This is a genomic window from Methyloceanibacter sp. (genome assembly GCF_035650995.1).
In the GTDB taxonomy this organism is placed as follows: Bacteria; Pseudomonadota; Alphaproteobacteria; order Rhizobiales; family Methyloligellaceae; genus Methyloceanibacter.
Window position 1 is genome coordinate 68658 of sequence record NZ_DASRGO010000031.1, and the last position, 20754, is coordinate 89411.

Consider the following 20754-nt stretch of genomic DNA (forward strand, 5'->3'; position numbering starts at 1 on the left):
GAGAGGGGAATAGGATGCTGGCAGGATTCGGGAAGGAAAGTCGGATGGAGCAGGAAGATCTGATCGCGGTCGCGGGCGACTTCGCCGTCGCCATCCTGCTTGGCGCACTCGTCGGCATCGAGCGCGAGAAGCGCAAGATGGAGGAGTCGGACACCGAGCACATCGCGGGCCTGCGCACCTTCACCCTGCTCGGGCTCGTCGGCGCAGCCTCGGGCTATCTCGCGAAGAACCTCTCCTCTCCGTGGATCCTTGCCGCCGCGCTCGTCGTCGTCGGCGCCTTTGTCGTTGTCGGCTATCTCTCCACAGCGAGGGTCAGTCAGGACGGCAAGGGGCTGACCACCGAGGTTGCCGCACTGGTCGTCTTCCTGCTCGGGGCGCTCGTCATGTTCGGCCATCGCGAGCTCGCCATCGGGCTCGGCGTGATCACCGCCGCCGTGCTCGCCTACAAGCAGCCGCTGCACGGTTTCGTGGAGAAGCTCGGCTGGGACGACGTGTTTGCAGGCTTGCGGCTCCTCATCGCGACCTTCATCGCGCTTCCCCTCCTGCCCGATAAGCCGATCGACCCGTGGGGCGCGCTCAACCCCTACAAGCTCTGGCTGCTCGTGATCCTGATCTCGAGCCTGTCGCTTGTCGGCTACGTGCTGACGCGGTGGCTCGGACCGGCGCGGGGCACGGCGCTCACGGGACTTACCGGCGGCCTCGTCTCGTCGACCGCCGTCACGCTGTCATTCGCCAAGGAGGCGCGGGACAAGCCGGAGAACTCGGCGGCGCTCGCTTGTGGCATTCTGCTTTCCTGGGCCGTCATGTTCCTGCGCGTCATTGTGCTCGTGGCCGTGGTGAACCGCACTCTGCTCGCTCAGGTCCTCGTTCCGTTTGCGGTCATGGCTGTCGCCGTTGGCGCTTACGCGGCCTTTCTTTATTTTCGTGACGGGAGCGTCGATGGCGAGCGCCTAAAGGGCAAGGTCGAGGTCAAGAACCCGTTCAGCCTGGTCGAAGCGGCAAAATTTGGCGCGCTCTTCGCCGTGGTGCTGGTCGCGGTCAAGATCGTGCAGGAGCATTTCCCGCCGAGCGGGCTCTACGCGGTCGCGGGGCTCGCAGGGCTCACCGACGTCGATGCGATCACGCTGTCGATGTCGGAATTCGCGCAAAGCGGCGAGGCGAGAGTCGCCGTCATCGCCATCGTCATCGCGTCGCTTTCCAACACAATCGTGAAGTGTGGGATGGCCTTCGTGCTCGGCGGGCAAGAGCTGGGCAAGAAGCTCTTGATCGCGACCGCGCTTACGCTGGCGGCGGGCCTTGCTGCGGCCCTCCTCGTCTAGACCTTCATACCTTGAGGCCGAGACACTAGCTAAGGTTTATGCAGTGGAAGCGCTTGGCCGTCGCCCGTCTCATCCTGCCGCTCCTGGCGTTTGCCTCGCCGGCCTTCGGGGCGGAGGTCCAATATTTCGACGTGCCGAAGGGCGACCACCCGCACGATGTCGCGCCGGCGCCCGACGGGACCGTTTGGTACACAGGCCAGCGCTCGGGCGTGCTCGGAAGGCTCGATCCGCGGACCGGCGAGGTCGACCGCATCCCGCTGGGCGAGGGCTCGGCGCCGCATGGTGTCATTATCGGCCCGGACGGCGCGGCGTGGGTCACCGATAGTGGCCTCAATGCCATCGTCCGAGTCGATCCGGCCTCGCGCGAAGTGAAGACTTGGCCGCTGCCCAAGGCAGGCGAGAACGCAAACCTGAATACGCTCGCCTTCGACCGCCGCGATCGGGTGTGGTTCACCGGCCAGTCCGGCATTTATGGCCGGCTCGATCCGAGAAGCGGGGAGATTGAGGTCTGGGACGCGCCGAAAGGCGTGGGGCCCTACGGCATCACCGCCACGCCCGAAGGCGCGATCTACTATGTGTCGCTCGCGGGCTCCTTCCTCGGCAGGCCGGATCTCGACACCGGCGCGACCACCGTGATCGAGCCCAAGTCGCCAGGCGTCGGCACAAGGCGCGTTTGGTCCGACAAGAAGGGCCGGCTCTGGGTGAGCGAGTGGAACGCGGGCAATGTCAGCGTTTACGACCCTGCCTCGGCAAGCTGGGAGGTCTTTAAGCTCCCGGGAGCCGCGCCGCATGCCTACGCGGTCTATGTCGATGGCGACGACAAGGTGTGGGTCAGCGATTTCGCCGCCAACGCCATTCTGGAGTTAGATCCCGAGACGAAACGCTTCGCAAGCTTCCCGAGCGACAGGGACGGCGCCGCCGTCCGCCAGCTCAATGGGCGCAAAGGCGAAGTGTGGGGCGCGGAGTCCGGCACCGATCGCCTTGTGGTGATCCGCACCGGCGAACTGAAGGCAAAAGATTAGGCGGCCCTTAGGCGGCGAAGGCCGCGGCCACGGCAACGGCCCCGATCAGCGCAGCCACGGTCAGCGGCACGATCCACAGCGCATAGCGGAGATCGTGCTTTCCGCCGGAAGCCTTGGCGGTCTTGGCCAATTGCGCTGTCTGAAAGAGGATCTCGCGTTCCGTCTCGTCCTTGGGCTGGACGCTCGCCGCCGCGCGAAAGGCCGCACGATGCTTCTCGTGCCATTTCGGGCCTGGCCCGCGCATATAGTGGCGCTCGGGCCGATAGGGATCGCGGAATCTGCCCACTTTACTCCCTCACTGCGACAAACCCCGTAAGCCTCGGAGCGTACGGGGAAATATGTTGCAAATCGGTAAGGAAGCGTGGCGGAAACGAGACCATTTCTTGAGGCCCCGAAGAAGGTTGCGGCTTTCGGCAAGAAGATGGGCGCTCGATGCTTGAAGTTAAAGGTCATCTCTGCAACAACGCGCGCCATGCAAAGCCAATGGGACGACGACGCGGCCGGACAAATGGTCGCAAGCTACGGCGCGAAAGGGATCGGCCCCGATATCGCGCTCAGGGTCTACACCACGCGCCTCTTGGGGCGCGATCCGCTGCTCGTGCTGCACGGCGGCGGAAACACCTCGGTCAAGACGCGCGCCCGCGACGACCTCGGTCAGGAGCATGAGGTGATTGCGGTCAAGGGCTCGGGCGCCGACATGGCCGACATCGAGCCATGGGGATTGCCGGCGGTGAAGCTCGCCCCGTTGCGCGAGCTGCGCACGCTCGATGCGCTCTCCGACGAGGCCATGGTCAATTTTCAGCGGCTCAATCTGCTCGATTCGACCGCGCCCAACCCTTCGGTCGAGACGTTGCTCCATGCGTTCCTGCCCCACAAATTCGTGGACCATACGCACGCCGCCTCGGTCCTCTCGCTCGTCGATCAGCCGGACGGGGAGGCGCTTGCGCGCGAGGTCTATGACGGGCGCATGGGCATTGTGCCCTACATCGCGCCGGGCTTCGGCCTTGCCAAGGCGGCGGCCGAGGTGTTCGAGCAGAAGCCCGACGTCGAGGGCCTGATCCTGCACAAGCACGGCATCTTCACCTTCGGGGAGACCGCGCGCGAGGCCTATGAGCGCATGATCGAGATGGTGTCGCTCGCCGAGAGCCGGCTTCGCCAGGGCCGGCCGGTGGTGTTCCAGTCCCGCCAGATCCCGAGTGCGATCGCCTCTGCGGCCGAGATCGCGCCCCTCATCCGCGGCGCCTGCGCGATCAAAAAGGAGGGCGAGGAGCCAATTCGCTTCGTCACCGATTTTCGCACTGCGCCGGAGATCCTCGCTTATGTGAACGGGGCGGAGCTTGCCTCCTACAGCCAGCGCGGCGTGGTGACACCGGACCATATCATCCGCACCAAGAACAAGCCGCTCGTCGTGCCGCCGCCTGAGGCCGGCAAGCTCGAGGACTTTGCCCGCGCGCTGCGTGAGGCAGTGGCCAAGTTCATCGCCGACTACGATTGGTATTTCGCTCGCGAGAACGCGGCCGTCGGCAACACCAAGACCAAGCTCGACAGCGCGCCGCGCGTGGTGCTCGTCCCGGGCGTCGGCCTGTTCGGGCTCGGTCGCACGGCAAAGGACGCATCGATCGCCGCCGATCTTGCCGAGAACACGGTCAAGGTGGTGACCGAGGCCGAGGCCATCGGCCGCTATGAGCCGCTGCCCGAGAGCGATCTGTTTGCGCTCGAATATTGGAGCCTCGAGCAGGCGAAGCTCAAAGGCGCCGTGGTCAAGCCGCTCACCGGCCAAGTGGCGCTCATCACGGGCGCCGGAGCGATCGGCGCCGCCACCGCCAAGGCGCTTGCCGCGCAAGGCGCCGCCGTCGCCATCCTCGACATCGACGGGGAGGCGGCGACGAAGGCGGCCGCCGCCGTCAAAGGTCTCGGCATCGAAGCCGACGTGACCAAGCCCGAGCAGGTCAGGGCGGCCTTTGCCCTTGTCTGCGAGCGCTTCGGCGGGGTCGACATCCTCGTGTCAAATGCCGGAGCTGCCTGGCAGGGGCGGATCGGCGAGGTCACTGACGATCTTCTGCGCAAGAGCTTCGAGCTCAACTTCTTCGCCCATCAGACCGTGGCCAAGGAGGCGGTGCGTATCATGCTGAAGCAGGGCACCGGCGGGGTGCTTCTGTTCAACATCTCGAAGCAGGCGGTGAACCCCGGCGCCAATTTCGGTCCCTACGGGCTGCCGAAGGCCGCCACCATGCTGTTGATGCGCCAATACGCGCTCGACTACGGCCAAGACGGCATCCGCTCGAACGGCGTCAATGCCGACCGGGTGCGCAGCGGGCTCCTGACCGACGCGATGATCGCCGCACGGGCCAAGGCGCGCGGCGTATCGGAGGCCGAGTATATGGCCGGAAACCTGCTCAACCGCGAGGTGCTTGCCGAGGACGTGGCGCAAGCCTTCGTCCAGCTCGCGGTCGCGCGCAAGACCACCGGCCATATCGAGACGGTCGATGGCGGCAACATCGCCGCCGCGCTGCGATAGGATGCCCGGTCTTGGGCCGGGCATTAGGCGCAAGGGGAGCGCGAATTTTCCCAAATTGCGGGCGCTCCTAAGAGAGTTTTAACCACAACCAGAGAGTCTTGGCGGCACGACTTCGCGCGCAAGATTCGCTCGTTGCTGGGGCGCGTCGGGCGGCGAGGGGCACTTCGCGCGTCCTCACGATTCGAGAGAAATCCCATGGCTCTGCGCTTGAAAATCGCGCTCGCTTTCACGGCAACCGCGGTTATGGCGGTGGTGGTGTCGTTTGCGCTTGCGCTCACCATCCAGGGCACGGCACTTGCCGCCTTGATTGCGCTCGTCATCGCAGGAGGCCTCGGCTGGGGCTTCGGCTACATGTTCGGCGCCCCGATCGCCGAAGCACTCAGCGACCTCAACGGCGTGATCCTGCGCTTCATCAAATGGGACATGGACGGCACGGTGCCGCACGTCGACCGGCCCGACGAGGTGGGCCTTGTCGCCAAGGCGCTCAAGGCATTCCAGGCCGATGCCATCAGATGGAGCGAGAGCCACAAGAGCGAGCAGGACAGCCAAATTCAGGGCCGGCTCGCCTCGCAGCAGCGCACCGAGGAGCTGATCCACCAGTTCCGCGGCTCGATCGCCGGCATCCTCGGCGCCTTCGCCGACAGCGCGCGGCAGATGGACGAGACGGCGCGCGCTCTCTCGACGCTTGCGAGCGACACCAACGAGCGGGTCGGGGTGGTGGCGTCGGCCTCCGACGAGGCTTCCGCCAACGTGCAGACCGTGGCCGCCACGGCCGAGGAGCTTGCCGTCTCGGTGGGCGAGATCGGCACGCGGGTCGCGACCGCGAGCCGCATCGTGAGCCAGGTGACCGAGAACGCGCGCACCGCCAATCTCAAGGTCGAAGGCCTCGCCACCGCCGCGCAGAGGATCGGCGACGTGGTGAGCCTGATCCAGGACGTCGCCGCCCAGACCAATCTGCTCGCGCTCAACGCCACCATCGAGGCGGCGCGGGCGGGCGAGGCGGGCAGGGGCTTCGCCGTGGTGGCGAGCGAGGTGAAGACGCTCGCCGATCAGACCGCCAAGGCGACCGACGACATCAAGCAGCAGATCGCCGCCATTCAGACCTCGACCAACAGCGCGGTCGACGCCATGCAGTCGATCGTCACCACCATGGGCGAGGTCAACCGCAACACCCAGGAGATCGCAGGCGCCGTGCAGCAGCAATCGGCGGCGACCTCCGAGATCTCGCACAGCGTCCGCCAGGCCGCGCGCGGCACCGAGGACGTGGTCGCGCATATGCCGGGCGTCACCAAGGCCGTCGACGAGACGAGCCAGTCGGCGACGCAGATGCTGCAAGTCTCCCGCGACCTGTCGCGCCAGGCCGAGCAGCTCCGCCACACGGTCGAGAATTTCCTGCGTCAGGTGGCCGCCGCCGATCAATTGAAGCGCGTCAGCTGATCCCGCCAGGGGGCCTTAAGGTTGACGGAAGCGCGGCTTGCGGGCGAAGCTTCCCTGAATTCGGCGGTCGTGGGGAGAACACGCTTTGGCCCGTATCTTGCGCACGTTTCTTGCGGGCGTGCTCGCGCTTCTGCCGATCGCCGTAACGGTGTTCGTCACTGCCTGGGTCGGCGCGCTGGTCGCAAGCTATGCCGGCCCCGGCAGCTTCATCGGCCGGATGATCACCGCGCTCGGCAGCGCGATCGGGCTCAACATCGAGCCGTCGTCGACCGCAGCATACCTGCTCGGGCTTGCCATCATCCTCGGCGCGATCTTCGTGCTCGGACTTCTCGTCGAGTCGGGCTTGCGCTCGTTGATCTCCGGCAGCTTCGACTGGCTGATGGCGCGCATCCCGCTCGTCTCCAACATCTACGACCTGTCGAAGCGGTTCGTCGCCATCGTCGATCGCGGCGATCAGGGCGACCTCAAGAGCATGAGCCCGGTGTGGTGCTTCTTCGGCGGCGAAGGAAGCGCGGCGGTGCTCGCGCTGATGCCCTCGCATCAGCCCGTCGCGATCGGCGATCGCTCCTATCTCGGCGTGCTCGTGCCGTCGGCGCCGGTGCCCTTCGGCGGCGCTCTGATCTATGTTCCCGCCGAATGGGTCAAGCCGGCCGAAGGCGGCGTCGAGCGGCTGATGAACGTCTATGTGTCGATGGGCGTGACCTCGCCCGCGGCGCTGCCCGCCTCTGAAGGGACGGCGGAGAAGCCCGCCAGGGCGAAGAGAACCCGGCGCAAAGAGCCTCACGCGCCGCCTGCCGATTAGGCATTTTGCCCCAGGGATACTTGGCCTCAGCGATGGTTCGTCTCAGGGGCTCGCGAGAATTTTTGCACTATCGAATCTCTTGCTACCAGCACGGTAGTCTCACGGAGGAGATGCGATCATGAAGAAAATCATTCTGACCCTGATGGCTTTGGGCCTGGCAGTGAGCGTTGTTCCCGCTGCCTCCTATGCGGCCGCGCCGAAGACCAAGGCGGCCTGCGAGAAGGCGAAGATGAAGTGGGACGATGCGACGAAGACCTGCTCGAAGCCGTAAATCCCTCTCTCGATGTGACGAAGGCGGCGGGCGACAGAGCCCGCCGCCGATTTCTTTGGGCGTCACGTCCTAAAGACGCCAAACTCCCGCGCGGGGGAGCGAATACGCCCAGGCGCCGCGTGAAAAGTGCCGGCCAGCCGAGCCCAAGCCTCTCGGCACGACATTTATTGGGCAGCGACGGGAACGGGTCGAGACAGGGCCGCGTTCTCCCGACGCCAATCGTCTGTCGATTGGCCAAGGAGGAACGCCATGAAAAAGTACCTCGTAGCAGCCGGCCTGATCGTAGCGTTCGCCACCCCCGCGCTCGCCGCGGACTATTACGTTGCCCTAAGGGTTGGCGGCGGCGGATGTGAGGTTATGACCACCGAACCCACGGATGCGAAAAAGTACAAGATGATGGGCAAGTTCACTTCGGAGGCTGAGGCCAAGGCAGCCATGGCCAAGATGACGGAGTGCAAGTAGCCTATCGTTCGATCCGTTCGCGGAAGGGGCCGCTAAGCCGGCCCCTTTTCGCCCAGGCTCAGTTCGCGAAGCGGAAATGGAGGACGTCGCCGTCCTTCACTACGTAATCCTTGCCTTCCAATCTGAGCTTGCCGGCGTCGCGCGCACCGGCCTCGCCGGAGAGGGCGACGTAATCGTCATAAGCGATGGTCTCGGCGCGGATGAAGCCCTTCTCGAAATCGGTGTGGATGACGCCCGCGGCCTGCGGGGCGCGGGTGCCTTGGGTTACCGTCCAGGCGCGCGCCTCCTTGGGGCCGGCGGTGAAATAGGTGATGAGGCCAAGGAGCTTGTAGCCTTCCCGGATGAGGCGGTTGAGCCCAGGTTCTTTAAGCCCGAGCTCGGCGAGATAGGTCTTGCGCTCTTCGGGGGGAAGCTCGGCGAGTTCGGCCTCGATCTTGGCCGAGATGACGATGCAGCCGGCGCCTTCGGCCTGGGCGAGAGCCTCGACCCGCGCCGAGTGAAGGTTGCCGGCCGCGGCGGAGGCTTCGTCGACGTTGCACACATAGAGCACGGGTTTCGAGGTGAGGAGACCGAGGCTTTTGAAGGCGGCCTGCTCGTCCTCGCTCACCGCGGCAAGCCGAGCAGGCTTTCCGTCGCGCAACAGGACGAGCGCCCGCTCGAGCAGGGCGAGCGTCTGCTTCGCCTCTTTGTCTTGACCTCTGATCTTCTTCTCGAGGATCGGCACGCGCCGCTCGAGGCTCTCGAGGTCGGCCAGCATCAGCTCGGTCTCGATGGTCTCGGCGTCGGCGATCGGATCGACGCGGCCCTCGACATGCACCACATCGCTGTCCTCGAAGCAGCGCAACACATAGGCGATGGCATCCACCTCACGGATGTGGGCGAGGAACTGGTTGCCGAGCCCTTCGCCCTTGGAAGCCCCGCGCACGAGCCCGGCGATGTCGACAAAGGTGAGGCGGGTCGGCACGATCTGCGCCGACTTGGCGATGGCCGCGAGCGCTTCGAGTCTCGGGTCGGGGACGGGCACGTCGCCGACGTTCGGCTCGATGGTGCAGAACGGGTAGTTGGCGGCTTGCGCCGCCGCGCTCTGCGTCAGCGCGTTGAACAGGGTGGACTTGCCGACATTTGGCAGGCCGACGATCCCGCATTTGAATCCCATGGTCTCAATCCATCATTCCGTGACTAACCTTCGCCCTGCGGGGAGAGGTCGGCGCACATAGTGCGCCGGGTGAGGGGGATTCAAGGGCGACCGAGACCGGTCTCCCCTCACCCCGACCCCCTTCCCCACAGGGGAGAGGGGGAGAGCGACGCCCGTTCCCGACTGTCAAGAGCCGAGCCAGCGGCGGAGCTTGCTCGCGAGCGTCCCCTGCGGCGCCTCGCTCTTAGCCTCGGCTTCGCTCTCTTTAGCGCGCGGCTCGGCTTTCTTACGCGGCTCAGCCTTCTTGCGCGGCGCGGGTTTCTCGGCCTCATCGGGCTCCGATTGCATGGCATGCGCCACACGCGACTGAAACTTGTCGTTGGCCCCTTCGGCGAGATAGGGCGCGTTCTCGGCGATGGCGCCGAGCAGGGGCTCGAGCCATTCATGCTCCGGTTTGGCGAAGTCACGCAGCACGTAGCCGGTCACGAGATCCTTCGATCCGGGATGGCCGATGCCGATGCGCACGCGCACATAGTCGTTGCCGAGATGGGCGGTGAGCGATTTCAGCCCGTTATGCCCGGCGACGCCTCCGCCGGTCTTGACCCTCACTTTGCCGGGCGCGAGATCGAGCTCGTCATGGAACACGACCACGTCGCCGAGATCGAGCTTATAGAAGCGCACCGCCTCGCCGACGGCGCGCCCCGACTCGTTCATGAAGGTCTGCGGCTTGAGCAGGAGAACCTGCTCCTTTCCGGGCCTGCCTTCGGCGACGAGGGCCGAGAAGCGTTTGCGCCAGGCGGGAAAGTCATGCGTGGCGGCGATGGCATCGATCGCCATGAAGCCCACGTTGTGACGGTTGAAGGCGTATTGCCCCCCGGGATTGCCGAGGCCGACGAAGAGCTTCATCGCAAGTTATCCTGAGCCAAGGCACGGGGGCGAAGGCTAGCAACCGCCCGAGCGGGAGAAAAGAAGCTACTTCTTCTTCTCTTCCTTGGGCTTCTCCTTCTCGGCGGCGGCACCCTCGGCGGGGGCAGCGGCAGCGCCCTCGGCGGGAACGGCGGCGGCCTCGGCGGCGGCGGCTCCGGGCACCGGCTCTTCAGCCGACCGGCCGACGATGGTTGCCACGGTGAAGTCGCGCTCGGTGATGGTTGGGCGCACGCCCTCCGGCAGGGCGATGGCCGAGATATGCACCGAGTCGCCGATCTCGAGCCCGGTCAGATCGACGTCGAAATGGTCGGGGATGGCATCGGCCGGGCAGCGCACGGGGATCTCGTGGCGCACGACGTTGAGCACGCCGCCGCGCTTCAGGCCAGGCGAAGCCGCTTCGTTCAGAAAGCGCACCGGCACGTCGACGTTGACGAGGGCATCCTTGCCGACGCGCATGAAATCGACATGGATGGGGAAGTCGCGGATGGGATCGAGCTGCACGCCGCGCGGGATCACGCGCGTCTTTTTGCCCTCGACGTCGAGAGTGAAGATGGTGCTCTGGAAGTGGCCCGTATGGAGCTGTTGGGAGATGGCGCGATAGTCGACGGCGATGTTCTCGGGCTCCTTTTTGTCGCCATAAAGGGTGCCGGGGATGCGGCCCTCGCGGCGCGTGGCTCTCGCCCCGCCTTTGCCGGAGCGCGCACGCCCCCATGCCTTGAGTTCGATCGTTTCAGCCATTTCAGGGCTCCAGAGCTAGAAATAATGAGGGGCCGGAAAACGGCCCCGCACGGGCGGGCAGGCGCCTTAAGGTGCCGCCCGCAGCGAATTCGGACTGGCTTATAGCGCCTAAGCCATAGGCCTGACAATCCGCTAAAGCTAAGCAATCAAGTGCGCCAGGGGTGCTCCGGCAACTCGCTCACGCCGAGCACCTTGACGCCCGCCTCGGCCACTTTGTGGTCGTTCTCCACGGAGCTCCCGGAGACGCCGATGGCGCCGACGAGCACGCCGTCGTCGTCGACAATGGGGAGGCCGCCGGGGAAGGTGATCAGGCCCTCGTTCGAGTGCTCGATGCCGTAGAGCGGCTTGCCGGGCTGGGACAGCTTGCCGAGCTGACCCGTGGCCATGCCGAAGAACACGGCGGTCTTGGCCTTCTTGATGGCGATGTCGATCGAGCCCACCCAGGCGTCGTCCATGCGCAAGAAGGCCTTGAGGTTGGCGCCGGAATCGACCACGGCGATGCACATTTGCGTCTTGAGCTCGACCGCCTTCTTGCGGGCGGCCTCGATCGCCTTCTCGGCATTCTCCAAATTGACGTGCATGGGCTTAACACTCCTCGTTGGTGGGGGATGGGCTAGGCATAGCCCGCAAGGCAGGCGGAAACGTAAACGCCCAAAGATCGCTTTGGTCGCGACACAACGCGACTCTTTCGGCGTAGGATGGCTTCATATGGGAGACCCATGCCGGGGAACCAAGCCCCGAAGGTGTCGCAGGGTCAGACCGTGGAAGGAGGAGCACATGACGCAGAGCGTCTACAAGGTGATCGAGATTATCGGCACGAGCCCGAAATCCTGGGAAGAGGCGGCCAAGAACGCGGTCGAGCTGACCGGGGAGCACTTGCGCGATCTCCGCGTGGCGGAGGTCGTGGCGCAGGATCTCGTCATCACCGACGGCAAGGTCGAGGCCTACCGCGCCAAGCTCAAGGTCTCGTTCAAGTATGAAGGATCGCGCTGAGCGGCATAGAAGCGAGGGCGCCCGCCCGCTTGCGCTCGTCATTGCCGATGACGGGGCTGAAACCACCACCTGCGACACGTAGGGAATGAAGGCAAACCGCATCCATCTCTACGGCCCCCCGGAGGTCATCGTCTTCGAGGATGTCGAGGTGCCCGTCCCGAGATTCGGCGAGGTCCTGGTCAAGGTCGCCGCGTCGGGCGCGGGACTGTGGGACACCTATATCAGGTCCGGAGCGAGCGTCCTGCCGCAGCCGCTTCCGCTCACGCTCGGCGCCGAGATCGCCGGCGTCGTCGAGGCGGTCGGGCCCTCGGTGATCGCCTTCACGCCTGGCCAGGAAGTGTTCGGGGTGACCAATGCCCGCTTCACCGGCGCCAACGCCGAGTACGCCGTGGCGTCAACCGCGATGATCGCGTTGAAACCGCGCGTGCTCACCTATCTTTACGCAGCGTCCATGCCGGTCGTCGCCGTGACCGCTTGGCAGATGCTGTTCGATCACGCGGAGCTCGCTGCCGGCGAAACGGTGCTGGTGCAGGGGGCGGCCGGCAATGTCGGTTCCTATGCCGTGCAATTCGCCCGCCTCGCCGGCGCGCGTGTGATCGCAACCGCCGCGGCTGCTGATATCGACAAGGTGAAGGCGCTCGGCGCCGACAAGGTCATCGACTTCCGCGCCGAGCGCTTCGACGAGACGCTCAAGGGCATCGACGTCGCCATCGATACGGTCGGCGGCGGCGTGCAGCGGCGGTCCTTTGCCGTGCTGAGACCCGGCGGGCGGCTGATCTCGTCGGTGTCGAAGCCGAACGCGCAGGAAGCCGAGAAGCGCTCGGTGCGGGCGGGATTCATGCAGGTCGATGTCGACACGCCGACGCTCGCCAAGATCGCGAGTCTCGTCGATGAGGGCAAACTCAACGTCGAGGTGGGCCCGGTGCTGCCGCTCGAACAGCTCCGTGTGGCGCATGAGATGCTGGAGGGGATCAGGCCGAAACCCCGCGGCAAGATCGTGATCGAGAGCTGAGGAACGGGTCGGCGTCGAGCCTAGTAGAACAGGCTCGAGACCGAGCGTTCCTCGGCGGTGCGCGCGATCGCCTCGCCGAGCAGAGGGGCGATCGGGAGCACGCGGATGTTGTGAGCGTTCTTGACCGCCTCGCTCGGCAGGATCGAGTCGGTGATGACGAGCTCCTTGAGCCGCGACGCCATGATGCGGGCGACCGCGCCACCCGACAGCACGCCGTGGGTGATGTAGGCGCTAACCGAGGTCGCGCCGTGATCGAGCAAGGCCTCGGCCGCATTCACCAGAGTGCCGCCCGAATCGACGATATCGTCGACCATGATGCAGGTGCGCCCCTTCACGTTGCCGATGACGTTCATCACCTCGGAATCGCCGGGACGCTCGCGGCGCTTGTCGACGATGGCGAGCGGAGCGTCGATGCGCTTGGCAAGTCCCCGGGCACGAACCACGCCGCCCACGTCGGGCGACACCACCATCAGGTTGTTGGTGTCGAACACCTGCTTGATATCCTGCACCATGACCGGTGCGGCGAACAGATTGTCGGTCGGGATGTCGAAGAAGCCCTGGATCTGTCCGGCATGGAGGTCGAGGGTGAGCACGCGGTCGGCGCCCGCACGCACGATCATGTTGGCGACGAGCTTGGCCGAGATCGGGGTGCGGGGACCAGGCTTCCGGTCCTGGCGCGCGTAGCCGAAATAGGGAACCACTGCGGTCACCCGCTTCGCCGATGCGCGCTTCAGCGCATCGATGATGATAAGAAGCTCCATCAGGTGATCGTTGGCGGGGAAGGAGGTCGACTGGATGACGAACACGTCCTCGCCGCGGACGTTCTCCTGCACCTCGACGAAGATCTCCATGTCCGCGAAGCGCCGCACGACGCATTTGGCGAGCGGCGTGTTGAGGTAGGTCGCGATGGCCTCGGCGAGGGGCCGATTGCTGTTGCCGGCGACCAGCTTCATTCGATCGCTCCTCGACCCTTCGGCGCCAAGAGCAAGAGCGGACGGTTTCTGCATCACGCCCGGCTTTTAACAAGGGCTTGGGGGCGCTGTAAACTCGCGTGGTGCCGAAAGGCTGTGGATCAGCTCGACCTGGGCAGAAGCTTGATGATGCCGTCGGCGGCGGCGCCCGCCGCGGCGTCGGCGACGGCGCCCCAAGGTCCGTTCAGAGAGCCGCGCGGGATGGTGTTCTGCTGCGAAACGGTGCCGAGCCTCTTGCCGCTCGGGTCGAGCACGAGCCAGTCGATGCGGATGCTCTGCTTGCCGCCGGCCGCGTCCGACAGGACGACGGTGCCCTTAACCATGTAGACGTTTTCGGTCACGCCGTTGGCGAGCTTGATGCCGCCGGCATAGAGGCGCTTCTTGAGCGCGGTGGTGAGCGATCGCTGGCCGTCGCCGGGGGCGCCTGCGACGGGCGCCACGAGCACGCCGTTTGCCTTGGGCAGCGCGGCGGGTGCAGGCGCCGTCGAAGCGGTCGCGGCAGGAGTCCCTTCCGACACGGCGGCGACCGGGGCGGCGCTGCCATGCGGCAAGGATGCCGCCACCTGCGAGGTGGTCTTGCCGGCGATCGAGTTGAGCACAGTGCCGTTCACCGCCTCCCACGGGTCGGCAACGCGGCCAGGGATCAGCTCGTCGCCCGAAACGCGCGACACGCGGCCGCCGGAGGCGTCCGTCACGTCGAAGATGTAGGAGATTTTCGAGCCGCCCTTCTCGGACGAGGCGAGCAGGTAGCCGCGCAACGTGTAATCTCCGCTGCCGCCCGGCACGATGGTGAGGCGGCGGTCCTTGCCGGCATCGACCAAGGCCTGGGTGAATTGGTCGGCGACCGCCTGCGGGGCGCCGACGATGGGCGCAAGGGAGATTTTCGTCGATCTCGAGAACAGGCTGCTTGCGCTCGAGAAGAAGCTGCTCGTGCTCGGGCCGCCGCCGCAGCCGGTCAGGCACACGAGTGCCAGGACGGCAAGGGCGGCTGACACGACGTGTCTTAGATGGCCGCGCAAGTGCGTTGAGTCCGCGCCCAACAAAATTCTCCCTCTGTTGGCCGCACAGCACCGCTCGCGACGGAGCCGTCGTGGCGGGACTCCCAACCCTCTCGTAAACAATAGCTTACCCGCCTCGGCCCGCTCGCGTCCAGGTCTTGAGTGGGCCAGGCCTGGGGCCCTTGCGACCTATAGTGAACGCCAACTCAGGTAAGCAGGATGGCGGAAATTTGACGGCCGTAATCCGTCTCGCCGTGGTGCTGGGACCGGCGGTAGCTGAATAGCCTGGATTCGTCGCAATACGTGCACAGGCCGAGATCGAGAATGGTGCCCACGCCTGCCCGTCTCAGCCGCTCGGCCACGTAGCCCGGCAGGTCGAAATGCGGTTCGCCGGAGCCCTCGTCGAGGGCGAAGAAGGGGGTGCTCTCCGGCTCCTCGGCCACGAATTTATCGCGGTAGTCGGTGCCGACCTCATAGGCCTTCTGCGAGATCGCCGGTCCGATCGCGGCAACCGTTCGCTCGGGCTCGGCGCCGAGCTTCTGCATGGCCTTCATCGTCGCCTCGACGATGCCTGACAGCGCGCCGCGCCAGCCGGCATGAGCCGCACCGATGACGCGCGCCTCGCCGTCGCAAAACAGCACCGGCGCGCAGTCGGCGGTGAGCACGCCGATGGCAAGTCCCGGCGTCGAGGTGACGATGGCGTCGGCCTCCGGAATCTTCCCTGCCGCCCACGGCGCCTTGACGGCCACCGCGGCGGCGCTGTGCTTTTGCGAGACCGTGAGCAAATGGCTCGGTTTGGCGCCCAGGATCTCGGCGACGCGGGCGCGGTTCTCCTGAACACTCGCCGGCTCGTCGCCCGAGCCTGGCCCGCAATTAAGCGAGGCGAAGATCCCGGTCGAAACGCCGCCCTGGCGGGTAAAGAAACCGTGTGAGACCCCGCCGATGGCGGCAAGGGGCGAGGCGCACAGTCTCATCTTGTCGGGCGTAACCATGGGCCGGCGAGAGCGAACGCTCTAAATTTCCCCGAAGGGCGGCGGCGTGGCAAGCCCATCGCTTGCAAGCGCGAGCACTTTGAACAGAACACCCATCCGGCTCGGATCGGCGAGCCGCGCGGCGCCCGAAGAGATCAACTCCCGCTGCTCGGGCCGCGCCGCCGCGATAAGCCGGTCGCGTCGCTCGAGCAGCCCAAGCCGTATCAGGAACTCGCCCTGCGGCATGGGCCCATAGGCCTTGAGCCCAAGCGCTTCCGCCTCTCGCTTCAAGGCGGCAAAATCGACGTGGGCGGTGAGGTCGGTCTCGCCCGGAGCGGCAAGCGGGTCGGCGTAGCGGTGATGGCGCACCGCTTGGAGCGTATCGCCCAGGCCGCTCCGCTCGTGGCCGTAATCGATGAAAAGGGCGGTAAGCGGAGCCTCCTTCGCTCGCGCGGCGAGAGATGCGAGGAGGCGACCCGTCGCGGGACGCCTCTCGATGATGGCGCCCTCGGGCGCTTCGGGGAGGGTGCCGTCATCAACTGTGCTGCCCTCGGTAAAGGCGAGGCGGCCGCCCGCGTTCAAGCCGACGCACCGCTCGCGCCAGACCCCTTTCCGGCGCACGAACTGGCGCACGGGCAGCGCATCGAGAAATTCGTTGGCGATGACGATGAGCGGGAGCCCGCGCGGCACAGCGTCGAGCGTCTCGTGCCAGCGGATCGGCTGGCTGGCGCCCCTTAGCGTTTCCTTTTGCGTCTCGCGGAGCACCTGGCTTCTTTCGATGAGCGCGAGCGAAACGCTGTCAGCGAAGGCTTTCGCGCTCCGCCAGGCACGCATCGCGTCGGCGAGAAGGGTGCCGCGGCCGGGACCGAACTCGGCAACGATGACCGACGTTGGCGCGCCCATTGCCTGCCACACGCAGGCTGCCCAGAGCCCGATCAGCTCCCCGAAAATCTGGCTGATCTCCGGCGCCGTGATGAAATCGCCCGACGCTCCGATCGGCTGGCGCGAGGTGTAGTAGCCCCCGCGCGCGTCGGTGAGGCAGGCGTCCATGTAGTCGGCGACGCTGATTGGTCCCTCGCGGGCGATGCGCTCATGAAGCCGTACCGCAAGGGGCGCGGATGCCGGGCGAGCGAACGCGCTCATCACGAGGCGAGCGCGGGCTTCCGCCTCGCGCGCCAGATGAGCCAGGCGCCGATCAGGACCATGGGGATGGAATAGACGATGCCTGGCGTGAAGATGCCGACATCCATCGGGTGCCCGGCATGCGGCTCGCGCGCGAACTCCTCAACGACGCTGCGGAAGATGCCGTAGAAGATGAGGAACAGGCCGAACACGGTGCCGGGCCGCTCGAGCGCGTGATAGCGGTGGGTGGCGATGCGCAAGATGATCCACAGCACGATGCCCTCGAGAAAAGCCTCGTAGAGCTGGCTCGGGTGGCGCGGCTGGTCGCCGGTCCCCGGGAACACCATGGCCCAAGGCACGTCGGTGACGCGCCCGACCACCTCGGCGTTGATGAAATTGGCGATGCGGCCGAAGAACAGCCCAAACGGGGTGGCGGCGGAGGCCACGTCGCCGAGCGAGAGCGGATTGATGCCCTTCACGCGCGAGAAGACATAGACCGCGAGCACGACGCCGAGCAGCCCGCCATGAAAGGACATGCCGCCGTTCCACACGGCCGGGATCTCCGAGGGGTTGTGCCAGAAGAAGCTCGGCTCGTAGAACAGCACGAAGCCGAGCCTGCCGCCGACGACGATGCCAAGCGTGATCCATAATAGAAAGTCATCGGCCTGGGTGACGGTCATCGGCGACTTGCCGCCCCACAGCGCATCGCGCGAGACGAGGTAGCGCCCGTACAGCCAGCCGCACAGGATGCCGGCCATGTAGGCGAGCCCGTACCAGCGGATCGAGACCGGACCGATCTGGAGCGCGACGGGATCGATCACGGGGTAGGGGATGACGAGGAGGTCCATCGGTCGGGGCCTAAGGCTTGGCGACGGGCGGACCCTTTACCGACCATGCCTCACTGTCAAGGCGCCGAACGCCGCTCCCTTGCGTCTCGAGGCTCGGCATCCCATAGTCGGCGCATGACGCAGACCACTGGGCGGTTCTTCGACGAGCTCGGCAGGCTCATCACCGACGCCGCGGGCGCGGCCGACGGCGTGCGCAAGGAAATCGAGGGCGTGGTCCGCGCCCAGGCCGAGCGCGTATTGCGCGATCTTGACGTGGTGCAGCGCGAGGAGTTCGAGGCGGTCAAGGCCATGGCGCAAAAGGCGCGCGAGGAGAACGAGGCGTTGAAGGCGCGCATCGCCGCGCTCGAAGCCGCGATCGTGAAAGGTCTGGCGAGCGACGGCCATTAGCTGACGGGCAATCTTTGCTTGACTGGTACGTCTGTCGAACGGACTCGAAGCGAGGGCGAATCGAGTCGGTCTACCGCTTGGGCCGGTGCTTTAATCCACAGCTATCTTTAGGTGGTCCACAGCATTCGGCTTGACCCGACTCGGCGCCGGTTGGTGCCGCCGACTCACCCATTATATAACTGATTCACAAAGTGATTCGCGGCATTGTCTGAAGTAGCGCGGAACTCTCTAGAGGCCACAGAGGGAACGCATGGCTACGACCGAGTTTAACTTCGACCGACTCACCAACCCCGTAGATATCGTCGAGCATATCGCAACCATTCATGACTGGACTTTCGAGCGAAGTGCGCCGGACGAGCTCACGCTGACCGTCGCGGGGACGTGGTGCGACTACCATATCTCATTGACTTGGCGGGATGATCTTGAGGCGCTGCATTTGGCTTGCGCCTTCGACTTCAAGGTCACCAAGGCGCGACTTGCGGAACTCTACCGGCTGCTCGCGCTGATCAACGAGCAGCTCTGGCTCGGCCATTTCGATCTGTGGAAGGAGGACGGGCTCCTGCTCTACCGCCACGGCCTTCTGCTCACCGGCACCGAGACCAAGGCTTCGCAATGCGAGGCTCTCCTCAGGGCGGCGCTCGAGTCTTGCGAGCGCTATTATCAATCCTTCCAGTTCGTGCAGTGGGCGGGGAAGTCGTCGGAAGACGCGCTCACCGCCACCATGCTCGAGACGCAAGGACAGGCATGACACTTCGCCTCGCCGGCCCGCTCGTCCTCGTCGGAGCGGGGAAGATGGGCGGGGCTCTGCTCGAGGGCTGGCTTCGGCAGGGCCTTGAGCCCGAACATGTGTTCGTGCGCGATCCCTCGCCGCCGCCGGAGGTCGCCGCGCTGGTCAAGCGCCACGGCATCGAGACCGCGCGCCTGCCCGAGGAGCCCGCAGTCATCGTCATCGCCGTCAAGCCGCAGCTCGTCGAGGAGACGCTTGCCGCGCTTGCCCCTGCCATCGGCAAGGGCACGGTCGTGCTGTCGATCGCGGCCGGACGGACGCTCGCCTCTCTCGCCAAGCCGCTGCCGAAGGACACGGCGATCGTGCGGGCGATGCCCAACACCGCCGCCGCCATCGGCCGCAGCATGACGGCCGCCTGCGCCAACGCCGAAGTGAGCCGCGAGCAAGCGCTCGCATGCGGCGCGCTGCTCGAGGCGATCGGCGAGGTGATCTGGCTCGACGACGAGCGCCTGATGGACGCTGTCACGGCGGTCTCTGGGAGCGGGCCGGCCTATGTGTTCCTGCTCGCCGAATGTCTCGCCGAAGCCGGGCGCGAGGCCGGGCTCGATGCCGAGCTCGCCAACCAGCTCGCGCGGGCGACGGTTTCGGGCGCTGGCGCGCTGCTTGCCCAATCGGACTTGAGCGCAGCGAGGCTTAGAGAGAACGTGACCTCGCCCAAGGGCACGACCGCCGCTGCGCTCGAGATCCTGATGGGGACGGGCGGGTTCAAGGACCTTCTCATCCGCGCCGTTGCCGCAGCCGCGAAGCGGTCGCGCGAACTGTCGTCCTGAGAGCGGAAATCAGAGTCAGAAGCCAGAAACCGGGAAGCGGGAAAAGTTGTTTTCCTTTTGAGTCCGACTTCTGACTTCTGAGATCTCATTTCCGGATTCTGGCTTCCGATTTCCGATATGATCGGAAATCAAAGGAGTACCCCCATGTTCGACGATCTCTCCACACGTTCGAAGGCGATCAAGGCGGCGCTCGCGCTTGCTGCGCGCAAGGGCTGGCGCGACACCACGCTCGCCGACATCGCGCAAGACTCGGGGCTCAGCCTCGCCGATCTGAGAGCGGAGTTCACCACCAAGAACGATATCCTCCGCGCTTTCCAGGCCAAGGTGGACGAAGAAGTGCTGGCAAAAGCCAAGGCGGCGCCCGAAGGACAGAGCCCGCGCGACCGGCTGTTCGACGTGATCATGACGCGATTCGAGGTGCTTGCGCCGTACAAGAGCGCGCTCAGGCGCATCTCGGCCTATCTCTGTTGCCGCCCGGGAGAGGCGGCAATGCTCGCCTGTTCCACGCTCGCCTCGCAATATTGGATGCTCGCGGCATCCGGTGCCAAGCTCGACGGCGCTGGTGCTGCGGTGCGCGTCGGCGGGCTTGCCGCGATCTACGCCAAGGTGTTCGAGGTCTGGCTCGACGACAATTCGCCCTCACTCGACAAGACCATGGCCGCGCTCGACCGGCGTCTCGCGAAGGGAGAGAAGTGGCTCGATCGCGCCGAAACGGCGTGCGCCGATCTCTGCCGCTTTGCTTGCGGGTTCCTGCCGCGCGGATGGAAGCGGCGCAACACCGAAACGCCGCCGCCGGCGAGCCCAGAATCGCCCGGACCAGCGGCGCCGGCGCCGGCCTAAGCCCGCGTCACTCCGGAAGATCGTCGTCGTCGTCGGGGCCTGACAGGTCCTCGGGTCCCTCGCCGGGCAACTCCGCATCGACGGAATCGCCCGCAACCGGCGCATCGGGATCGTCGAGCGGCCTGAGCGCGTTAGCCGGCGCCTGAGATGCAGGACCGCCGGCCGCTCCCCGCCATGGCAGCACGGGGAAGACAGAGCTCCCACCGGACGGAGAACCGGACGCCGCTCCTCGCCACGGCAGCACGGGAAAGACGGACGCTCCGCTCTCGCGCTCGACCTGGACGTTGCCCCTGTTGACGTTGACCTCGATCTCCGAGCCCGGCTGCTCCTCGTCCTGAATCTCGTCGAAGTCGGATTCGGCCCGCGCCGGCCCTCCCATGGTCAGGGCGAAGGCCGCCATGAGTCCCATCGCCATTCTTCGCAT

At 65.9% G+C, this 20754-nt stretch carries 24 protein-coding genes; 13 read left to right on the top strand and 11 right to left on the bottom strand.

What is annotated here, in order from left to right; all coding sequences use genetic code 11:
* Positions 1-44 precede the first annotated feature (44 nt).
* Positions 45-1319: an MgtC/SapB family protein gene (locus tag VFB18_RS02440; RefSeq protein WP_324970714.1), complete on the top strand. Its 1275-nt coding sequence runs from the start codon at positions 45-47 to the stop codon at positions 1317-1319.
* Between the two features lie 38 nt (positions 1320-1357).
* A complete protein-coding gene (locus tag VFB18_RS02445; protein ID WP_324970716.1) occupies positions 1358-2341 on the top strand; it encodes a virginiamycin B lyase family protein in 984 nt (327 codons plus the stop codon).
* Between the two features lie 7 nt (positions 2342-2348).
* On the opposite strand, the gene VFB18_RS02450 is transcribed toward VFB18_RS02445, so the two are convergent.
* Positions 2349-2627, bottom strand: a complete 279-nt coding sequence (locus VFB18_RS02450; RefSeq protein WP_324970718.1) for a hypothetical protein — start codon at positions 2625-2627, stop codon at positions 2349-2351.
* Positions 2628-2813: 186 nt separating this feature from the next.
* Here VFB18_RS02450 and VFB18_RS02455 point away from each other — a divergent pair, with 186 nt between their 5' ends.
* The 5 genes from VFB18_RS02455 to VFB18_RS02475 all read left to right on the top strand — a co-directional run bounded on the left by VFB18_RS02455 (position 2814) and on the right by VFB18_RS02475 (position 7831).
* Entirely contained in the window at positions 2814-4859 is a 2046-nt protein-coding gene (locus VFB18_RS02455; protein ID WP_324970720.1) for a bifunctional aldolase/short-chain dehydrogenase, read from the top strand.
* 195 nt (positions 4860-5054) lie between these two features.
* Positions 5055-6296: a methyl-accepting chemotaxis protein gene (locus tag VFB18_RS02460; RefSeq protein WP_324970722.1), complete on the top strand. Its 1242-nt coding sequence runs from the start codon at positions 5055-5057 to the stop codon at positions 6294-6296.
* A gap of 85 nt (positions 6297-6381) precedes the next feature.
* Complete coding sequence (locus tag VFB18_RS02465; protein ID WP_324970723.1) at positions 6382-7098, top strand: DUF502 domain-containing protein; 717 nt, start codon at positions 6382-6384, stop codon at positions 7096-7098.
* Between the two features lie 118 nt (positions 7099-7216).
* A complete protein-coding gene (locus tag VFB18_RS02470; RefSeq protein WP_324970726.1) occupies positions 7217-7369 on the top strand; it encodes a hypothetical protein in 153 nt (50 codons plus the stop codon).
* A gap of 249 nt (positions 7370-7618) precedes the next feature.
* Positions 7619-7831 (top strand): hypothetical protein, encoded by a 213-nt coding sequence (locus VFB18_RS02475; protein ID WP_324970728.1) that lies wholly within the window; start codon positions 7619-7621, stop codon positions 7829-7831.
* Between the two features lie 58 nt (positions 7832-7889).
* On the opposite strand, the gene ychF is transcribed toward VFB18_RS02475, so the two are convergent.
* The 4 genes from ychF to VFB18_RS02495 form a co-directional block, all read right to left on the bottom strand.
* Positions 7890-8987, bottom strand: coding sequence for a redox-regulated ATPase YchF (gene ychF, locus VFB18_RS02480; protein WP_324970729.1), 1098 nt, complete (start codon positions 8985-8987; stop codon positions 7890-7892).
* 165 nt (positions 8988-9152) lie between these two features.
* Positions 9153-9872: an aminoacyl-tRNA hydrolase gene (gene pth / locus VFB18_RS02485; protein WP_324970731.1), complete on the bottom strand. Its 720-nt coding sequence runs from the start codon at positions 9870-9872 to the stop codon at positions 9153-9155.
* Between the two features lie 66 nt (positions 9873-9938).
* The gene (locus VFB18_RS02490) at positions 9939-10631 is read right to left on the bottom strand and encodes a 50S ribosomal protein L25/general stress protein Ctc (protein ID WP_324970733.1); all 693 of its coding nucleotides are present in this window, start codon (positions 10629-10631) and stop codon (positions 9939-9941) included.
* Between the two features lie 146 nt (positions 10632-10777).
* A complete protein-coding gene (locus tag VFB18_RS02495; protein WP_324970735.1) occupies positions 10778-11212 on the bottom strand; it encodes a heme-binding protein in 435 nt (144 codons plus the stop codon).
* A 196-nt stretch (positions 11213-11408) separates the two neighbouring features.
* On the opposite strand from VFB18_RS02495, the gene VFB18_RS02500 reads away from it, so the two are divergent.
* Together VFB18_RS02500 and VFB18_RS02505 are read left to right on the top strand one after the other, a co-directional pair.
* On the top strand, positions 11409-11624 hold the full coding sequence (locus VFB18_RS02500; RefSeq protein WP_324970737.1) for a dodecin family protein: 216 nt from the start codon (positions 11409-11411) through the stop codon (positions 11622-11624).
* A gap of 85 nt (positions 11625-11709) precedes the next feature.
* On the top strand, positions 11710-12636 hold the full coding sequence (locus VFB18_RS02505; protein ID WP_324970739.1) for an NADP-dependent oxidoreductase: 927 nt from the start codon (positions 11710-11712) through the stop codon (positions 12634-12636).
* 20 nt (positions 12637-12656) lie between these two features.
* On the opposite strand, the gene VFB18_RS02510 is transcribed toward VFB18_RS02505, so the two are convergent.
* The 5 genes from VFB18_RS02510 to lgt all read right to left on the bottom strand — a co-directional run bounded on the left by VFB18_RS02510 (position 12657) and on the right by lgt (position 17546).
* On the bottom strand, positions 12657-13589 hold the full coding sequence (locus VFB18_RS02510; RefSeq protein ID WP_324970741.1) for a ribose-phosphate pyrophosphokinase: 933 nt from the start codon (positions 13587-13589) through the stop codon (positions 12657-12659).
* A 119-nt stretch (positions 13590-13708) separates the two neighbouring features.
* Complete coding sequence (locus VFB18_RS02515; protein WP_324970743.1) at positions 13709-14602, bottom strand: hypothetical protein; 894 nt, start codon at positions 14600-14602, stop codon at positions 13709-13711.
* A gap of 209 nt (positions 14603-14811) precedes the next feature.
* Positions 14812-15597 (bottom strand): peptidoglycan editing factor PgeF, encoded by a 786-nt coding sequence (gene pgeF, locus VFB18_RS02520; protein ID WP_324970745.1) that lies wholly within the window; start codon positions 15595-15597, stop codon positions 14812-14814.
* A 21-nt stretch (positions 15598-15618) separates the two neighbouring features.
* Positions 15619-16719 carry a class I SAM-dependent methyltransferase gene (locus tag VFB18_RS02525; RefSeq protein ID WP_324970747.1) on the bottom strand — a complete coding sequence of 367 codons (1101 nt, stop codon included), beginning with the start codon at positions 16717-16719 and terminating at the stop codon, positions 15619-15621.
* Positions 16719-17546, bottom strand: coding sequence for a prolipoprotein diacylglyceryl transferase (lgt, locus tag VFB18_RS02530; protein ID WP_324970749.1), 828 nt, complete (start codon positions 17544-17546; stop codon positions 16719-16721). Before lgt ends, VFB18_RS02525 begins: the two co-directional genes overlap by 1 nt.
* 114 nt (positions 17547-17660) lie before the next feature.
* On the opposite strand from lgt, the gene VFB18_RS02535 reads away from it, so the two are divergent.
* The 4 genes from VFB18_RS02535 to VFB18_RS02550 all read left to right on the top strand — a co-directional run bounded on the left by VFB18_RS02535 (position 17661) and on the right by VFB18_RS02550 (position 20330).
* Entirely contained in the window at positions 17661-17933 is a 273-nt protein-coding gene (locus VFB18_RS02535; RefSeq protein ID WP_324970752.1) for an accessory factor UbiK family protein, read from the top strand.
* A gap of 250 nt (positions 17934-18183) precedes the next feature.
* Positions 18184-18681, top strand: a complete 498-nt coding sequence (locus VFB18_RS02540) for a YbjN domain-containing protein (RefSeq protein ID WP_324970754.1) — start codon at positions 18184-18186, stop codon at positions 18679-18681.
* Positions 18678-19490 carry a pyrroline-5-carboxylate reductase gene (proC, locus tag VFB18_RS02545; RefSeq protein WP_324970756.1) on the top strand — a complete coding sequence of 271 codons (813 nt, stop codon included), beginning with the start codon at positions 18678-18680 and terminating at the stop codon, positions 19488-19490. The genes VFB18_RS02540 and proC overlap by 4 nt, the downstream gene beginning before the upstream one ends.
* Before the next feature lie 144 nt (positions 19491-19634).
* Positions 19635-20330 carry a TetR family transcriptional regulator gene (locus VFB18_RS02550; protein WP_324970758.1) on the top strand — a complete coding sequence of 232 codons (696 nt, stop codon included), beginning with the start codon at positions 19635-19637 and terminating at the stop codon, positions 20328-20330.
* 7 nt (positions 20331-20337) lie between these two features.
* Here the strand turns inward: VFB18_RS02550 and VFB18_RS02555 are convergent, their stop codons facing one another.
* Positions 20338-20745, bottom strand: coding sequence for a hypothetical protein (locus tag VFB18_RS02555; protein WP_324970760.1), 408 nt, complete (start codon positions 20743-20745; stop codon positions 20338-20340).
* Positions 20746-20754 lie beyond the last annotated feature (9 nt).

Bases quoted from the DNA above. Each gene is read 5' to 3' on its own strand.
- VFB18_RS02455 (WP_324970720.1), top strand. From the start codon at position 2,814: ATGCAAAGCCAATGGGACGACGACGCGGCCGGACAAATGGTCGCAAGC.
- pth (WP_324970731.1), bottom strand. From the start codon at position 9,872: ATGAAGCTCTTCGTCGGCCTCGGCAATCCCGGGGGGCAATACGCCTTC.
- VFB18_RS02445 (WP_324970716.1), top strand. From the start codon at position 1,358: ATGCAGTGGAAGCGCTTGGCCGTCGCCCGTCTCATCCTGCCGCTCCTG.
- proC (WP_324970756.1), top strand. From the start codon at position 18,678: ATGACACTTCGCCTCGCCGGCCCGCTCGTCCTCGTCGGAGCGGGGAAG.
- VFB18_RS02550 (WP_324970758.1), top strand. From the start codon at position 19,635: ATGTTCGACGATCTCTCCACACGTTCGAAGGCGATCAAGGCGGCGCTC.
- pgeF (WP_324970745.1), bottom strand. From the start codon at position 15,597: ATGGTTACGCCCGACAAGATGAGACTGTGCGCCTCGCCCCTTGCCGCC.
- VFB18_RS02505 (WP_324970739.1), top strand. From the start codon at position 11,710: ATGAAGGCAAACCGCATCCATCTCTACGGCCCCCCGGAGGTCATCGTC.
- VFB18_RS02495 (WP_324970735.1), bottom strand. From the start codon at position 11,212: ATGCACGTCAATTTGGAGAATGCCGAGAAGGCGATCGAGGCCGCCCGC.
- ychF (WP_324970729.1), bottom strand. From the start codon at position 8,987: ATGGGATTCAAATGCGGGATCGTCGGCCTGCCAAATGTCGGCAAGTCC.
- lgt (WP_324970749.1), bottom strand. From the start codon at position 17,546: ATGGACCTCCTCGTCATCCCCTACCCCGTGATCGATCCCGTCGCGCTC.
- VFB18_RS02475 (WP_324970728.1), top strand. From the start codon at position 7,619: ATGAAAAAGTACCTCGTAGCAGCCGGCCTGATCGTAGCGTTCGCCACC.
- VFB18_RS02440 (WP_324970714.1), top strand. From the start codon at position 45: ATGGAGCAGGAAGATCTGATCGCGGTCGCGGGCGACTTCGCCGTCGCC.
- VFB18_RS02555 (WP_324970760.1), bottom strand. From the start codon at position 20,745: ATGGCGATGGGACTCATGGCGGCCTTCGCCCTGACCATGGGAGGGCCG.
- VFB18_RS02490 (WP_324970733.1), bottom strand. From the start codon at position 10,631: ATGGCTGAAACGATCGAACTCAAGGCATGGGGGCGTGCGCGCTCCGGC.
- VFB18_RS02500 (WP_324970737.1), top strand. From the start codon at position 11,409: ATGACGCAGAGCGTCTACAAGGTGATCGAGATTATCGGCACGAGCCCG.
- VFB18_RS02470 (WP_324970726.1), top strand. From the start codon at position 7,217: ATGAAGAAAATCATTCTGACCCTGATGGCTTTGGGCCTGGCAGTGAGC.
- VFB18_RS02510 (WP_324970741.1), bottom strand. From the start codon at position 13,589: ATGAAGCTGGTCGCCGGCAACAGCAATCGGCCCCTCGCCGAGGCCATC.
- VFB18_RS02540 (WP_324970754.1), top strand. From the start codon at position 18,184: ATGGCTACGACCGAGTTTAACTTCGACCGACTCACCAACCCCGTAGAT.
- VFB18_RS02460 (WP_324970722.1), top strand. From the start codon at position 5,055: ATGGCTCTGCGCTTGAAAATCGCGCTCGCTTTCACGGCAACCGCGGTT.
- VFB18_RS02525 (WP_324970747.1), bottom strand. From the start codon at position 16,719: ATGAGCGCGTTCGCTCGCCCGGCATCCGCGCCCCTTGCGGTACGGCTT.
- VFB18_RS02535 (WP_324970752.1), top strand. From the start codon at position 17,661: ATGACGCAGACCACTGGGCGGTTCTTCGACGAGCTCGGCAGGCTCATC.